The sequence below is a fragment of the Paracoccus sp. DMF-8 genome, from assembly GCF_029309835.1.
GTDB lineage: Bacteria > Pseudomonadota > Alphaproteobacteria > Rhodobacterales > Rhodobacteraceae > Paracoccus.
Genome location: NZ_JARJHL010000015.1, coordinates 15,922 through 30,757 on the forward strand (window position 1 = coordinate 15,922; position 14,836 = coordinate 30,757).

General features: G+C 66.6%; 16 protein-coding genes and 2 pseudogenes. 8 read left to right on the forward strand and 10 right to left on the reverse strand.

What is annotated here, in order from left to right; all coding sequences use genetic code 11:
- Nucleotides 1-4: 4 nt before the first annotated feature.
- The 4 genes and pseudogenes from PE067_RS16480 to PE067_RS16495 all read right to left on the reverse strand — a co-directional run.
- Nucleotides 5-433 carry a DUF1795 domain-containing protein gene (locus tag PE067_RS16480; protein ID WP_276190798.1) on the reverse strand — a complete coding sequence of 143 codons (429 nt, stop codon included), beginning with the start codon at nucleotides 431-433 and terminating at the stop codon, nucleotides 5-7.
- Between the two features lie 2 nt (nucleotides 434-435).
- A complete protein-coding gene (gene tssI / locus PE067_RS16485; protein ID WP_276190799.1) occupies nucleotides 436-1,533 on the reverse strand; it encodes a type VI secretion system tip protein TssI/VgrG in 1,098 nt (365 codons plus the stop codon).
- Nucleotides 1,460-2,086 (reverse strand): phage late control D family protein, encoded by a 627-nt coding sequence (locus PE067_RS16490; protein ID WP_276190800.1) that lies wholly within the window; start codon nucleotides 2,084-2,086, stop codon nucleotides 1,460-1,462. The genes tssI and PE067_RS16490 overlap by 74 nt, the downstream gene beginning before the upstream one ends.
- Before the next feature lie 52 nt (nucleotides 2,087-2,138).
- Nucleotides 2,139-2,471 (reverse strand): annotated as a pseudogene (locus PE067_RS16495) (contractile injection system protein, VgrG/Pvc8 family); the annotation flags it as partial.
- A 524-nt stretch (nucleotides 2,472-2,995) separates the two neighbouring features.
- Between PE067_RS16495 and PE067_RS16500 the strand changes: the two are divergent.
- The 8 genes from PE067_RS16500 to PE067_RS16535 all read left to right on the forward strand — a co-directional run bounded on the left by PE067_RS16500 (nucleotide 2,996) and on the right by PE067_RS16535 (nucleotide 9,088).
- Nucleotides 2,996-3,319 carry an alkaline phosphatase gene (locus tag PE067_RS16500; protein ID WP_276190801.1) on the forward strand — a complete coding sequence of 108 codons (324 nt, stop codon included), beginning with the start codon at nucleotides 2,996-2,998 and terminating at the stop codon, nucleotides 3,317-3,319.
- A complete protein-coding gene (locus tag PE067_RS16505; RefSeq protein WP_276190802.1) occupies nucleotides 3,264-3,563 on the forward strand; it encodes an alkaline phosphatase in 300 nt (99 codons plus the stop codon). The genes PE067_RS16500 and PE067_RS16505 overlap by 56 nt, the downstream gene beginning before the upstream one ends.
- Nucleotides 3,499-4,497, forward strand: a complete 999-nt coding sequence (locus PE067_RS16510; protein WP_276190803.1) for an alkaline phosphatase — start codon at nucleotides 3,499-3,501, stop codon at nucleotides 4,495-4,497. The genes PE067_RS16505 and PE067_RS16510 overlap by 65 nt, the downstream gene beginning before the upstream one ends.
- Nucleotides 4,498-4,567: 70 nt before the next feature.
- Nucleotides 4,568-4,993, forward strand: a complete 426-nt coding sequence (locus PE067_RS16515; protein ID WP_276190804.1) for a hypothetical protein — start codon at nucleotides 4,568-4,570, stop codon at nucleotides 4,991-4,993.
- A 99-nt stretch (nucleotides 4,994-5,092) separates the two neighbouring features.
- The gene (locus tag PE067_RS16520) at nucleotides 5,093-5,662 is read left to right on the forward strand and encodes an ATP-binding cassette domain-containing protein (protein ID WP_276190805.1); all 570 of its coding nucleotides are present in this window, start codon (nucleotides 5,093-5,095) and stop codon (nucleotides 5,660-5,662) included.
- Nucleotides 5,659-6,996: an FtsX-like permease family protein gene (locus PE067_RS16525; RefSeq protein ID WP_276190806.1), complete on the forward strand. Its 1,338-nt coding sequence runs from the start codon at nucleotides 5,659-5,661 to the stop codon at nucleotides 6,994-6,996. The genes PE067_RS16520 and PE067_RS16525 overlap by 4 nt, the downstream gene beginning before the upstream one ends.
- 348 nt (nucleotides 6,997-7,344) lie before the next feature.
- On the forward strand, nucleotides 7,345-8,550 hold the full coding sequence (locus PE067_RS16530; protein ID WP_276190807.1) for a PepSY-associated TM helix domain-containing protein: 1,206 nt from the start codon (nucleotides 7,345-7,347) through the stop codon (nucleotides 8,548-8,550).
- A 46-nt stretch (nucleotides 8,551-8,596) separates the two neighbouring features.
- On the forward strand, nucleotides 8,597-9,088 hold the full coding sequence (locus PE067_RS16535; RefSeq protein WP_276190808.1) for a thiamine pyrophosphate-binding protein: 492 nt from the start codon (nucleotides 8,597-8,599) through the stop codon (nucleotides 9,086-9,088).
- Nucleotides 9,089-9,160: 72 nt separating this feature from the next.
- On the opposite strand, the gene PE067_RS16540 is transcribed toward PE067_RS16535, so the two are convergent.
- From PE067_RS16540 to PE067_RS16570, 6 genes and pseudogenes are all read right to left on the reverse strand, one after another.
- Nucleotides 9,161-11,128 (reverse strand): ABC transporter permease, encoded by a 1,968-nt coding sequence (locus tag PE067_RS16540; RefSeq protein WP_276190809.1) that lies wholly within the window; start codon nucleotides 11,126-11,128, stop codon nucleotides 9,161-9,163.
- An 8-nt stretch (nucleotides 11,129-11,136) separates the two neighbouring features.
- Nucleotides 11,137-11,715, reverse strand: coding sequence for an efflux RND transporter periplasmic adaptor subunit (locus PE067_RS16545; RefSeq protein WP_276190810.1), 579 nt, complete (start codon nucleotides 11,713-11,715; stop codon nucleotides 11,137-11,139).
- The gene (locus tag PE067_RS16550; protein ID WP_276190811.1) at nucleotides 11,643-12,347 is read right to left on the reverse strand and encodes a biotin/lipoyl-binding protein; all 705 of its coding nucleotides are present in this window, start codon (nucleotides 12,345-12,347) and stop codon (nucleotides 11,643-11,645) included. Before PE067_RS16550 ends, PE067_RS16545 begins: the two co-directional genes overlap by 73 nt.
- Complete coding sequence (locus tag PE067_RS16555; RefSeq protein ID WP_276190812.1) at nucleotides 12,344-13,339, reverse strand: zinc ABC transporter substrate-binding protein; 996 nt, start codon at nucleotides 13,337-13,339, stop codon at nucleotides 12,344-12,346. The genes PE067_RS16550 and PE067_RS16555 overlap by 4 nt, the downstream gene beginning before the upstream one ends.
- Nucleotides 13,329-14,229, reverse strand: a pseudogene (locus PE067_RS21940) (metal ABC transporter permease). The gene PE067_RS16555 and the pseudogene PE067_RS21940 overlap by 11 nt, the downstream one beginning before the upstream one ends.
- On the reverse strand, nucleotides 14,226-14,717 hold the full coding sequence (locus PE067_RS16570) for an ATP-binding cassette domain-containing protein (protein ID WP_276190815.1): 492 nt from the start codon (nucleotides 14,715-14,717) through the stop codon (nucleotides 14,226-14,228). Before PE067_RS16570 ends, PE067_RS21940 begins: the two are co-directional and overlap by 4 nt.
- Between the last annotated feature and the right edge of the window lie 119 nt (nucleotides 14,718-14,836).

Genomic DNA, 14,836 nt, shown 5'->3' on the forward strand with positions numbered 1-14,836 from the left:
GCGGTCAGCTCCGTCGTTGCTGAAGGTTCAGGGTCGAGACGATGCGGCGCACCTCGGAGGCCTGGGTGGGCGACATGTTGCCGGGCTGCGATGCGGTCAGCACCATGGCCCGGTTTTCGGCGATCTGGACGATGGTGATGATCTGGTGGATGCGGCCCTGTTTCGCCTTCCATGTGCATTCCAGTTCGAACCCGGCGGCACGGCCGATCACGACCGGCTTGCGGCCCGACAGCGCGAAATCGTCCAGCGTGCCCTGAATCTGTTCGATCTGGTCAATGACATATTCGGAAAAGCCCATGCCCCAGGGGATGGTGTCGCGGGTGATGGTGATGGTCAGGCCCGGTTCCATCGGGCCGTTGCTGGACACCAGATTGACCGACTGATCCTGCCAGCTGTCGGGCAGATCAAGGGAGCCTTCGTTGAAATAGAACATGTTCAGCCAGCCGCATTCCTGTTGAGATGGATCATCCCCGCCACCTGATCCAGAACGTCCTTGGTCAGGGTGATCTGGGTGCCGCCGCATTTCAGGATGATCTGGGAGGTGGTCATTTCGATGACCGAATCGGCGGCCGCATCAGGTGCGCCGACGGCCAGCGTGATCCGTTCGCCGGCGGAAACCGAAATCACCTTGCCCGCGCTGTTGGTGATATTGTCCTTGGCCACCATGCTGGCAGAGGCCTTGGTTTCCTGTTCGATGTTGTTGGTCGCCAGTTGGGTGATCTTTTGCTTGGCGCTCATCTGGATGTTGTCATCGGCCTGATAGGTGATGTGCCCCGGCCCCGCCTGACCCGCGACGGCGGTTTCATTGATCGTGTTCGCCGTCACCGAACGCGCCAGCGCCACGGTTTCGGTCAGGTTGCCCGATTCGACGGCCTTGCTTTCATCGCCGGTCGCCACCGTGATCGAGCGGTCGCCGTTGTTCACCCGGGTCGTTTCATTATCCTCGATCACGCGGTTCATGTCTTTCTGGGCGTGCAGAAAGATTTCCTCGCTCCCCAGCTCGTCTTCGAACATCAGCTCGTTGAAGCCGCCGCCGTTATGGGATTTGGTCTCGAAACCCGACCGCGTCTTGTTCGCGGGCAGGCCGTAGATATTGGCGTTGGAGGCATTGACGACGCAGCCGGTGATCAGCGGCTTGTCGGGGTCGCCGTCGATGAAATCGACGATCACCTCCATCCCGATCCTCGGGATGACGACCTGACCCAGACCCGCGCCCGCCCATTGCTGGCTGACCCGGCAGCGCATGGAAATCGCGCCTTCCAGATCCCAGTGGAAACGCACCAGAACCCGGCCATATTCGTCGCAGTCGATTTCGCCGTCGCCCACCACCATCGCGGTCTGCGGCCCCTGCACGATCGAGGTCGGCGTCCGGCGCGGCGGCGCCAGCGGGGCGGATGCGGGCATCATCACGAAACTGCCGCTATAGGAATAGCCGTCGCTGACCGTCGTGCCCGACCCACTAGGCCTCGAAGACGAACGTATGATGCGCGGCCAGACATAGCTGGCGCGGATCGCCCAGGTTTTCGACGCCATTGGCCACGACATTCACGATCATCCCCGCGCTGAGCGAGACGCAATCGCCCACCGCCCGGTTGCGTCGGTCGCCGCCCTGAAACTGGTCGTTGCGGATGCGGGCGACCTTGCGGCCTTCCTCGCGGTCCAGATAGACGCCGGGATATTCATAGCTTTCCAACTGGCCGAAGGCATGGGCCGCCTGACCCACCCGTTCGGCCATCATGTCGGCGCGCGGGGTCTTGAAATTGTAGTCGATCAGCCGGACCGCGCCGGTCTTGATGTTGCGCTCGGGTTCCAGGTCCCAGAAATGTTCCTCGTCGGGCTGGTGGTGGCCGTCGGCGGGCTTGAAGGCGCGGCTGCCGCCCGCAACCTCCTTGTGGTTGGTGTCGCTGTCGGTCAGGACCATCGTGTGATTCCCTTCGCTGTGCACGAAGTGATACGAGATCCCGAACCGCTCCATCATCCGGCAGGCAAAGGCGAAATCGCTTTCGCGATATTGCACCGTATATTCCAGTTCCGGGTAATCGCCGGTCAGTTGCAGATCCAGCGCCGGATTGCCCGCGCCCCGCATAGGGGGCCAGAACCTCGCGGATGATCTGGTCCACGGGTTTGTTGTGGAAAATCTTCTGGTTGAACCGCTGATCCGCCAGCCAGAACCACGGTTTCAGCGTCAGGTTGAAGCGATAGCCGTTTTCCCCCGCACCCGCGTAACGCCCGCGCGTCACGATCCCGTCGAAATGGCGCGGCCCGTGGCGGCTGTCCACGATCACCGTCGCATGGGTGCCCAGAATCTGGTCGAAATCCACGGATGGGGACGCCGACAGCGCCTCGACATCATATTCGAACAGGGCGTTCATATAGTCGCTGCCGTAAAAGCGCAGCAGCACAAGAACGTCAGGGCCAAGAACGGTGCTCAGACGGCCAAGCCGGGCGTCCTGCTTGAAAGGCATGTTCATATCAATCGACCTCGTCAATCGACCTCGGTCAGGGGTCAGCGTCAGAATTCTTGCGAATATGGCCCGGTTTGTACGTAGGAATAATAACCAAGCGCAAGCGGTGATCGTTTTCGGCAGTTTCCCGCCAGTTTTGCCGGTTCGGCGCGGATCACCCGTCCGTATGCGCCCTGGGTTGATCGCCTGCGCGCATGTGCAATCACGGCGATGCGGCCCGACAACTGCGGGTGGTCGGCGGCAGGGTGCGGGGCCGCAGGGGGCCAGAATCGCGGGAGCGTTGTTCCGCTGCGTCGTGATGGCGCGGTTGCCGTATCGCCGGGCCGGAACGCAGATCGCGCGGAGCCAGTCACCGCTGAAAATCGGTCACGACCGAAACCGGCTGATCTCGGCACCCCGCGACATCCGGCGCGTGTCGGCGCCTTGCGACATGTCTTCGGCCCGCCGGAAATCAGCCATGCTGACATGCTGGTGTCATATCGCGGCCCTAAAGGCAGGGCATCGTTAACCGACCCGATCAGAGGGGCATCATGACCACTATCATCCGCTCGCTGGCGCTTGGCGCTTCAGCTATCGCACTGGGCACCACCGCGATGGCGCAGGACGTCCAGCAGGCGCAGGACAGCTATTTCACCGCGGCGCGGGCCGAACTGCAAAAGAAACTGGCGACCGAGCCGAATACCGGCCGCGCCAAGAACGTCGTCCTGTTCGTCGTCGATGGCATGTCGGTCCCGACCATGACCGCCGCCCGCATCTGGAAGGCCAGCAGCGCGGCGTCGACGAGTGAGATCGAATGTCATGGTTTACGAAGACCTGCTGCCCTATACCGCGATGTCGAAAACCTACACCCATGACGCGCAGGTCGCCGACAGCGCGCCGACCGCCACGGCGATGGTGTCGGGCGTGAAACCGGTCAATGGCACCATCGGCGTCACGCAGGCGATCAAGGTCGGCGATTGCGCCAGCCAGCAGGGCGCCGAGGTCACGACGATCTTTGAACGCGCCGAAGGCGGCTGGTCTGGCGACCGGCATCGTGTCGACCGCGCGCATCACCCATGCGACCCCCGCCGCGACCTATGCCAAGGTCGCGGGCCGTGACTGGGAAGCCGACAAGGACCTGCCCGAGGACGCCAAGGCCGGCGGCTGCAAGGATATCGCCGCCCAGCTGATCGACTGGCCCGCCGGTGACGAGTTCGAGGTGATCTTTGGCGGCGGTCGCGGCTACTTCATGCTGGCCGACCAGCAAGACCCCGAGGATGAAACCGCCACCGGCGCGCGCACCGACGGTCGCGATCTGGTCGCCGAATGGACCGCGAAACACAGTGACGGCGTCTATGTCCGGAACCAGGAAGGTTTCGACGCCATCGACCCGGCCAATGTCAACCGCGCCTTCGGCCTGTTCAACCGCAGCCATATGCAATACAGCGTCGACCGCGAAAAGGATGCCGGGGGCGAACCCTCGCTGGCGGAAATGGCGGTCAAGGCCGTTGATCTGCTGGCGAAAAACGAAAACGGCTTTGTTCTGATGGTCGAAGGCGGCCGCGTCGACCACGCCCATCACGCGGGCAATGCCGCGCGCGCGCTGACCGACATGATCGCCGTCAACGAAGCGATCAAGGCCGTGTCGGAAAAGGTCAATCTGGAAGAAACCCTGTTCATCCTGACCGCCGACCACAGCCACGTCTTTTCGATCGCGGGCTATCCGGTGCGCGGGAACCCGATCCTGGGCATCGCGGGCACGGGCGACGACGGCAAGCCCTATACCACGCTTGGCTACATGAACGGCCCCGGCGCCCGTCTGGACGAACCGCGCGCCGATCTGACCGGTGTCGACACCACCGACGTCGATTTCCTGCAGCAGGCGCTGGTCCCGCTTGGTGAAAGCGAAACCCATGCCGGTGACGATGTCGTCATCATGGCGCAAGGCCCCTGGGCGCATCTGTTCCACGGCGTCGTCGAACAGAACCTGATCTATCATGTCATGGATCACGCGACCGGCATGTCCGAGCGCATCACCGCCGCAGGCCAGTAAGCCGCCGGTCACGACATCGAACTGCCGGGCCCGTCCCGGCAGTTCACGCATTTTCCGAAAGGCCCGTTTCATGCTTCGCCGCCAGTTCCTGACCGCCGCCGCCGCCCTGCCGTTCCTGCCCCGACTGGCCCATGCCGCGCCGGAGCAGTTGAAATTCCGCGACCTGTACAAACGTGGCCGCGACCTGACCGAACGCGCGCAGTCGCTGACCGGCCAGCGGGTCGAGATGGTCGGCTACATGGCCCCGCCGCTGAAGCCGGAAATCAGCTTTTTCGTGCTGACCAAGCTGCCCATGTCCGTCTGCCCCTTTTGCGAGACAGAGGCGCAATGGCCCGACGACATCGTGCTGGCCCTGACCGACCGGCCCGTCGAACCCGTCCGCTATACCGATCTGATCCGCGCATCCGGCACGTTCGAGACCGGCTTTGAAACCGATCCGGAAACCGGTTTCGTCAGCTTTGTCCGCCTGCGCGGCACCAGCTACGAGCGGCTGTGATGCCCCCCGGACACATGCTGCGGCTGCAGGATCTGCGCCATGACCTGCGCCCTATGAGCCCTGCTGACGCTGCCCGCGCTGGACATCGCGCCGGGCCGGATGGTGGTGCTGACCGGGCCTTCGGGGTCGGGCAAAACCACGCTGCTGTATCTGCTGTCGGGGCTGTTGGTGCCGACGGCGGGGCGGATCGACTGGCAGGGCTGCGATATCGCCCGGCTGTCGGGATCCGCGCGCGACCGCTGGCGGCGCGAGAATGCCAGCTTTGTCTTTCAGGATTTCCAGCTGGTGCCGGAACTTTCGCCCGTCGACAATGTTCTGGTGCCCGCGTGGTTTACCAGCTTTTCCGCCGCCCGGCTGCGCGACCGCGCCGGGTCCCTGCTGCGCCGTTTCGGCGTCCCCGACCGGCGCCGCGCCAGCCTGCTGTCGCGCGGCGAACAGCAGCGCGTCGCGCTGGCCCGCGCGCTGCTGCTGTCGCCCGCCGTGATCTTTGCCGACGAGCCCACCGCCAGCCTTGACGCCGCATCGGGGGCCGAGGTCATCGCCACCCTGTCCGCGCTGGCCCGCGACGAAGGCCACAGCATCATCATTGCCAGCCACGACCCGGCGCTGATCGCCCGCGCCGATCTGCGGCTGGAACTGGAACGCGGCCAGAAGGTGACCATCCGATGAACCCGCTGCCTCTGGTGCGCGCCAGCCTTGCGCGCGATCCCTTTACCTCGATCCTGTTCACGCTCTTGATCGCGCTGGCCGTGGCGCTTGGGATTTCGATCAGCGTGCAGGAACGCGCGCTGCGGCAGGGCTCGGCCCGGGCGGCGGATCGGTTCGACCTGATCGTCGCCGCCCCCGGCAGCCAGACCGACCTGCTGTTTTCCACTGTCCTTCTGCGCCCCACCGCGGTCGAGCTGCTGCCCGGTCCCCTTGCCGCGCAGATCCTGTCCGACCCCGATGCGGAATTCGCGGCCCCCGTCGCCTTTGGCGACAGCCACGGCGATCTGCCCGTCGTCGGCACCACCGCCGATTTCGCCCTGCATCTCAGCGACGGGCTGGCCGAGGGCGTGCCCTTTGCCGCGATCAATCAGGCGATTGTCGGGTCCTTGGTTCAGGCGGAACTGGGGCAGGTGCTGGAAATCAGGCATGGCCATGCCGACGATCTGACCGGCGGGCTTGACGCCGACGCCTATGAGAGCGGTTCGGACGACCACGACCACGACCACGACCACGACCACGACCACGAAGATGGGGATGGGGATGGGCATGCCCATGATGACGCCCATCACGGTGAAGACGATCACGATCACGATCTGCACGGGCATGAACCCGTGACCATCACCGGCCGGATGAAGCCGACCGGCACGCCATGGGATCGCGCCGTCATCGTCCCGGTGGAATATATCTGGAACGCCCATGCGATGGGCACGGGCCATGCGCCGGGCGATGACCGGATCGGCGCGCCCCGGGATGCCGCCCTGATGCCCGGCCTGCCCGCCATCGTCATGCACCCCGCCAGCATCCCCGCCGCCTATGGCCTGCGCGGGCGCTATCGCACCGCCGAATCCACCGCCTTTTTCCCGGCGGAAACGCTGGTCGATCTGTATCAGCTGATGGGCGGGGCGGTCCGGATCATGTCGGCGCTGACCTCGGCCGCGCAGGTGCTGGTCGTCGCGGCGATCCTGGCCGGGCTGCTGGCCGTGCTGGACCTGCAACGCCGCCGCTTTGCCGTGCTGCGCGCGCTTGGGGCGCCGGCGGGTTTCGTGCTGCTGACGGTCTGGCTGTATGTCGGCGCGATGATCGTGGCGGGGGCGGGCATCGGGCTGGTTCTTGGCTGGGCGGGTTCCGCCGCGCTGACCCGCATCGTCGCGGATTGGAGCGGGGTCGCCATGACCGCAACCCTTGGCGCGCGCGAATTCGCGGCGGGCGGCACGCCGATCGCGGTCGGCCTCGCGCTGGCGATCCTGCCCGCATGGCGGATCTATCGCGCCTCGCCGGTTGAAACGCTGCGCTGACGGGTGAAGGCGCAGGGGCGGGGCATTCCATCGCCCGGCCCCGCGCGGATAGCGGATTTGCGACAGTTGCGCGGATCGCGGTCGCATCCCGCGCGACCCAGACTTCGCGCGCCCCAGATCCCACGCACCCTGACAGGGGCCGCGCATCAGGCCGGTGCCGTTGCGATGGCAGGGGTTGAAGACGGGAATCGCACCGCTCCGGTTCTGCCCCGGTTTGGCCGCATGATGCCAAGGGCCGTCTTGGCATTCGGTGCCGATCATGGAATCTGATTCTTCCTGTCAGGATTGATTCGGCGTAAACTGCGCACGAATCCGTGCCCGGCAAAAAGGGCTGCAACAAGGGCTGCGATGACCACCACGACCAAACCGGCCATGCCGCGCAAAAAGGAAAAAGGCGGATTGGCACGCCTGTGGCTGCTGCTGCATGGCTGGCTGGCGCTGCCGATCTGGGCCTTTGTCTTTCTGGTCTGCGTGACCGGCACGCTGGCGACGGTCAGCCATGAAATCATCTGGGCGATCAATTCCGATGTCCGCGCGCTGCGTCCCGAAGGCGTCACCGGCGAACGCATCGGCGCGGGCCAGCTTGTCGCCGCCGTGCAGGACCAGCGGCCCGGCGCGCAGGTCACCGGCCTGTTCTGGCCCGCCGAAAGCCATTTCGCCCCGACCGTATCGGTCACCGATCCGCAGGGCGTCGAAAGCACCTATTACGTCAACCCCTATGACGGCCATATCCAGGGCGAGGCGGCGACCGTCACGCTCAGCACCTTTTTGCGGGCGCTGCATGGCTGGATGTTCCTGCCCTGGACCAGCGGCTATTCTTGGGGCTGGTATGCGGTGTCCTTCGTCGGCATTCCGATGATGGGATCGCTGATCACCGGTATTCTGGTCTACAAGAAATTCTGGCGCGCCTATCTGAATCCGCGCCTGCGCTTCGGCAAGGGCGCGCGCATCTTCTGGGGGGATTTCCATCGCCTTGCCGGGATCTGGTCGATCCCGTTTATTGCCATTATTTCCGTGACTTCGATCTGGTTCCTGATCCAGGCTGTGCTGTCGGACGTGGGGGTCACGCTGTCGACGGCCGGGGCGCCTCAGGTGCTGGGACGGGATGACGTGCCGCAGGTGTCGCGCCAGTCGGACCTGCCCCCGGTGCGGCTGGACGAGGTGCTGGCCCGCGTCGAAACCGAACAGCCCGGCATCCGCGTGCGCAGCATCGGGATGCCGTCCCACGCCTTTGACCCGGTCCATGCCTGGGGCAATGCCGCGGGCTTTCCGCTGATCTGGGGCAATGTGGCGCTGAGCCCCTATGATTACAGCGTCATCACCAGCCGCAGCCTTGGCGACAAAAGCGCGGCGGAGCTGGTCACGGAATCCATGCGGCCGCTGCATACCGGCGATTTCATGGGGCTGGGGCTGAAGATCGTCTATTTCATATTCGGCGTGCTGTTGTCGATGATGGTCCTGTCGGGCATGCTGATCTGGACCAGGCGCACCGTGCGGTCCACCCGCGAATTCATCCGCCCGACCCCCAACCCCGTCATGGAGCCCGCGGAATGAGCGCCGGTGTCACGCGCGGCGCGGGCCGCACCCGTCTTGGCCGCTGGTGGGGGACTGGCGTTTTCACCTGACTGCGGCGACGGTTCTGATCCCGGCGCTGGCCTTTCCCGCCTATTACCAGCAGCAGCGGCTGTTTTCCGGTCAGGCGGGGCTGGGCGCGCGCGACGCGGGCATGGTCGAGGTCGGCCCCTATCTGTTGCGGCTGGCCGAATTCGACGTGACGCCGCCGCTGGATTCCGGTGTCGCGGGTGTTCACAAAGCCTTTACCCTTGCGCTGTGCGAGGGCTGCGACGACCAGATCCGCGCCGTCTATGCCCGTTTCGGCAAGCCGCGTTCGCTGCGGGCGGCGGGCACGATCTTTTCGGGGCCGCCGGCCCGGAAATTCGCCGATGTCATCCTGCCCGCCCGGCTGACCGAACGCGACGATCTGTGGATCACGGTCGAGGACTGGGACGGAGAGGTGCATATGGCCGGCGTGCCAGTCGCGCAGGCCTCGCCCGTCACGGCAAGCTGGATCGAAAAGCGTGCATCACGCTAAGGCAGACTGAAAAATGGGGGCGCATTGCGCCCCCAAATCATTCGTGTGGCCCCTATGCGCAACTGCCCGCCGCTAGCGGTCGGTCAGCGCCGCGACCGGGTCCATACGGGCGGCGCGCAACGCGGGCATCAGGCCAGATCCGACCCCCATCAGCGCCGCGCCCGCCAGCGCGACCAGCGACAGCTTGACCGAAAAGATCACCGTCATGCCAAAGCCATAGGCCGCGATGGCGCCGATCGCCACGGCCAGCACCAGCCCGGCGATGCCGCCGATGGCGGACAGGGCGACGGCCTCGGTCAGGAACTGGATCAGGATGTCGCGCACCCTTGCCCCGGTGGCCAGACGGATGCCGATTTCGCGGGTGCGTTCGCGCACGGTGATCAGCATGATGTTCATCACGCCGATGCCGCCGACCAGCATCGAAATCATTGCGATGGCGCCCAGCAACAGGTTTTGCGCGGCCTGTTTTTCTTCGGCGCGCTGAAAGGCGCTGGCGGCGTCATGCAGCCAGAAATCCTCGCGGCCGTGGCGGGAAATCATCACGTCGCGCACCGCTTGCGTGGTTTCAGCCAGCCGGGCCATGTCGTCCAGCGACACGATGATCAGCGACAGCATCCCCATGCCGTAGACCCGCGTTTCAGCCGTGGTCAGGGGCATGACGACCAGTGCATCGCGGTCGTCGCCATCTTCGGCCATGCCCTTGGATCTCAAAGCACCCCTCGACACCAGAAAGGACGTGCCGTTGACCAGCACGAATTCGCCCGAAGGGTCGGGTTTGTCGGGAAACAGCTTTTCCGCGACGGTCGTGCCCAGCACCAGCACCGGCGCCCCGGAAATCTGGTCCTGTTCCGAAAAGAACGAGCCGCGCACCGTGTCCCATTCGTGGACGATGCGGAAATCGCGGTCGGTCGCCAGCACGTTCGAGGTGTATTCCACGCCCTCGCGGCGCAGGGTGGCCTGTTCCCACCATGCCGACATTGCGCCCGAGACATTGGGTACGCCGCGCAGCGCCTCGGTATCGCCGACGGTCAGGGGCATGCTGGTCGCGTTGCTGTCGCCGGTGCGCCCGATGGCCAGCCAGTTCGTGCCGATGGCGGATGCGGTCCTGATGTAATCGGCGCGGGCCCCCGCCCCGATCGCCATCATCGCCACGACCGAGGCGACGCCGATCACGATCCCCGACAGGGTCAGCGCGGTCCTGACCGGGCTGGCGCCAAGCGCCGCCAGCGCCGAACGCGCCGCATTGCCAAGCGAGGCCAGCAGCGACGGCCCCCGCCCCGGCTGGCCGCCGCGCGGGTTGTCATGGGTGCGAGGGGCAGGGCCGCTGTCATGGGTGATGCGGCCGTCCTCGATCCGGATGACGCGGTCGGCGCGGTCGGCCACGCCCTGATCATGGGTGATCAGGATGACGGTATGGCCCTCGTGCGACAGGTCCTGCAACAGCGCCATGACCTCCTGCCCGCTGTGGCTGTCCAGCGCGCCGGTGGGCTCGTCGGCCAGAATGACGGACCCGCCGTTCATCAGCGCCCGCGCAATCGAGACGCGCTGCTGCTGGCCGCCCGACATTTCGCCGGGATGGGCCTGCAAACGGTGGCCAAGGCCAAGCCGGCGCAACAGCCCCGCCGCCCGCGACCGGCGGTAGGGGCGGGGCGCCCCGGCATGGATCGCGGGCAGTTCGACATTGCCCACCGCATCCAGCGACGCGATCAGGTGGTATTGCTGAAAGACGAAACCGAACAGCTCGCGCCGCTGCCCGGCCAGTTCCTCGCGCGTCATCGTCGCGGTATCGGTGCCCGCGATGCGGTATTCGCCGCCATCCGGCCGGTCCAGCAGCCCGAGGATGTTCATCAGCGTCGATTTCCCCGACCCCGAGGCCCCGACGATGGCCACGAATTCCCCGGCGCGGATGGTCAGGTCGACCCCGCGCAGCGCATGGACCCGCCCCGCCCCCCGGCCAAGCCAGCGGTGCAGGTCGGTGACATGGATCAGCGGCGGCGCCGGGGTGTCGCCCGTCACCGGCCCGCTTACGGGGCGGCTCATGGGGCTACTCATGGGGCGACCTGCAACAGCGGCGCCGCGCCGTCGCGGATTTCGGCGGTGACGACCTTTTCGCCTTCGGACAGGCCCGAGGTGACCTCGGCCTCGAACCGGGTGCGCAGACCGATGCCGATCTCGCGGCGGCTGATCTGGCCCGCGCCGTCCATCACCCGCACCTGACCCCGTTCGTCCAGCGCGGACAGCGGGATCGCCAGCACGCCGGGGGCGCTTTGCGACACGAAAAAGACCTGCGCGGTCATGCCCGCAAACAGCTCTCCGCCCGGATTGGCGACCTGAAACAGCGCGGTATAGGTGACGGCGTCGCGTTTCGCGGTCTCATCGCCATCCTTGGCGATGGGGGGCACGGGCAGCACCTGCTGCAGGCTGGCCTGCCATTTGCGATCGGGATCGCCAAGCGTGGTGAACCAGACATCCATGCCGGGCCGCAGCCGGGTCACATCCGCCTCTGACACGTCGCTGCGCACGATCATCGACGACAGATCGGCGATGCGCAGGATCAGCGGCGTGTCGTAATTGGCGTTGAGCGTCTGGCCCTCGCGCGCCTCGATGGCGACGACGATGCCGGGCATGGGGGCGGGATGCGGGCATGTTCCAGCGCCAGTTTCTCGGCGCGCAGGCTGGCCTCGGTGCGGCGGATTTCGGCATTGGTCGCCTCGATCCGGGCGGCCATGACATCGCGGTCACGCTCGGCCTCCTCCAGCGTGACGCCGGTGGCGGCATTGGCGGCGGCAAGGCGCGACAGCCGCGTGACCTGACGTTCGGCAAAGACGCGGCCCGCGTGATATTCGGCCTGCGCGGCCTGCAGCCGGGCCAGATCGGCCTCGATCCCCTCGACCTGGGCGGCCTGCACCTTGGCGTCGATTTCGGCCAGCAGCTGGCCCGGCTCGACCAGATCGCCGACACGGACATGCAGCCTTTCCAACTGGCCCGAGACCTGCGCGCCGACATCGACATAGGCGCGGGGTTGCAGCTTTCCGGTGGCGGAAATGGCGATTTCCAGATCGCGCCGGACCACGGGCGCGGTTTCATGGCGCACCGATACGGGGTTGCGCAGCATCGCCCATGCCCCGCCACAGGCAAGGACGATCAGCAGGGCGGCGGCGCCGATCAGGCGGCCACGGCGGGAACGGCCCGCAGCGCGGTCGCGCCGGGGCAGGGGGATGTCCGAAGCCGGGGCCTCGGACGAATTCGGGGCATTCATTTTGCGGAATCCGGGGTAAAGACGCGGGCCAGCCGGTCGAGGTTTTCGGCAAGAATGGGTGTCGGGTCTGTCGCATCGGCCGGAATTTCGACCAGTTCGACCAGCCCGATGCCGGCGGATTGCAGCGCGCTTTGGACATCGTCCAGGGCGCCGCCATGCAGGACGACCCGCGTGTCGTGATCCGACAGCCAGGCCAGCAGGCGCCGGATGCGGTCGGGCGTCCATTCGCGGGGGGCCGCGATGATTTCGCCCAGCAGGTCCAGCCCCAGATCGGCGGCCAGATAGCTGGCGGCGGGGTCCAGCGTGACGCAGGACAGGTCACTGGCCTGTGCCAGCGCCAGATCGGCGCGGCTGCGGATATCGCGCAGCCGCGCCGACAGCGATTCGCGATTGGCGGCGATGCGCCCGGTCGAGGGGATATCCAGCCGCGCGAAATCCGCCGCCGTGATCGCCAGCATCTGGGTCAGCGTGGCGGGCGACAGCCACGGCGCCTGTTCGACCCCGCTGGCGACCATCGGGTCCAGATCCAGCGCCCGGTAGATCGCCGGATCGCTGGCCGGTTCATACAGCGCTATGCCGGGCAGTTCCTCGTCCAGCGGGCGGCCCGCGTCGATTTCGACGATGCGGATGCGCGAGCGGCGGGCATGCGCGAACAGCGGATCCTGCGGCCAGAAGCTGCGGAAGGTCAGCACCGCATCGGCATCGGTCGTCGCATCGGCCAGTTCCGCCGCGCCGCGCCCGCCCAGATAGCTGGCCAGCCGCGAGGCCGGCAGTTTCGCGGGCTGGACGGTGCGGATGGTGATGCCGGTGCCTTGGGCCAGCGCGCTGGCCAGCGCGAAGGCGGCGGGATGGGCGGTCAGGACATGGGTGCCGCCGTGATCGGCACGGGCGGGGCTGGCCGTCAGCAGGGCAGGGGATGCGAGCGCGGCGGTCAGCAGCGAACGGCGCGACGGGGCGGGGCGCAGGCGAGAAGGGGCGGGGTCATGCCGCATCTCCTTTCAGGGCGGGATGCAGCGCGCGCAGCGCCGTGCAGATCAGGAATATGCTGCCCGCGACCAGAATGATCGCCGCGCCAGAGGGCACGGGCAGGTCATATTGCATCGGCACCATGATCCCCGCGATGGTCGAAAAACCGGCGATCCCCACCGACAGCGCAACAAAGCTGCGCAGCGACCGGGCGAGGATGCGGGCGGCGGCGGCCGGGATGACCAGCAGCGCGCCGACCAGAACCGCGCCGATGATCTTGACCCCCGCGACCGTGACCACGGTGACCATGATGACGAACAGGTAATCCAGCGCCTTGGCATTGACGCCGCGCGCCTGTGCCAGCATCGGGTTGAAGCTGCCCGCGATCAGCCGGTTGAAATACAGCGCAAAGACCACCAGCAGCGGCAGCGAGACGGCGGCCAGCACCGCGATATCGCGGCCCGAAACGGTCAGGATCGACCCGAACAGCACGTTTTCAAGGATGTGGACATTCACCTTGCCCGCCAGGATCAGCGGGATGCTGGCGCCCATGGCCAGCGACATCGACAGAAACACCCCGATCAGCGTATCCGCCGACAGGCCGGTTGCGATTGCGCAGGTAATTCAAGGCGATGCCGAAGATCAGGCAATAGCCGAACAGCGACCCGTAGGGGCCGGTATAGGGCTCGCCCAGCAGGATGCCGATGGCGACGCCGGTCAGTGCGGCATGGCCCACGGCTTCGGAAAAAAAGGCATGGCGCTTGATCACGACAAGCGTGCCAAGCGCGCCCAGAACCGGGCCGATGATCAGCCCGGCGACCAGGGCATTGACGGCAAAGCCCCAGGCCAGAGAGGCGGGCAGCCAGCCTGCCTCGGCCCAGGATTGGACCAGTTGACGGAATGCGTCCCAGCTCATGCGGTTGTGCCCTTGGGGGTCTGGTCACGGGGGGTAGTCTGGTCGGGGGCGGCCTGGCCGCGCCGATGGGAAAACAGCGACAGGATGCGTTCGGGGGTCAGTTCCTGTTCCGGCGCGCCCTGAAACAGGATGCCGCCGTCGATGGCGGTGACGCGGCCGGCGATGCGCCGCACGGCGGCAAGGTCATGCTCGACCCAGATCACCGTCGCGCCGCGCTGGTGCAGGTCAGAGATGATGCGCTCGAATATCGCCGCCCCGGCCGCGTCCAGCGCGGCCATCGGCTCGTCGAGGACCAGCAGGTCGGGTTCGCGGCCCTTGTCGTCGATCAGAGCCTGCGCCAGCAGCACGCGCTGGCGTTCGCCACCCGACAGCGCGCCCATGCGGCGCCCCGCCTTGCCGGTCAGCCCGACCCGGTCCAGCATCGCGTCGATGCGGGCCGACAGCGTCGTGCCCGCACGCAAGAAGGCGGGGCGATTGGTCGTCAGCACCGCCGAGGAAATCGCGCACGGTCATCGGCAAGGCACGGTCGAATTCAACGACTTGCGGGACAAAACCGATGCGGCCAGGCGTGCCGGGCCAGTCCAGCGCGATCTGGCCGCGATGGGCC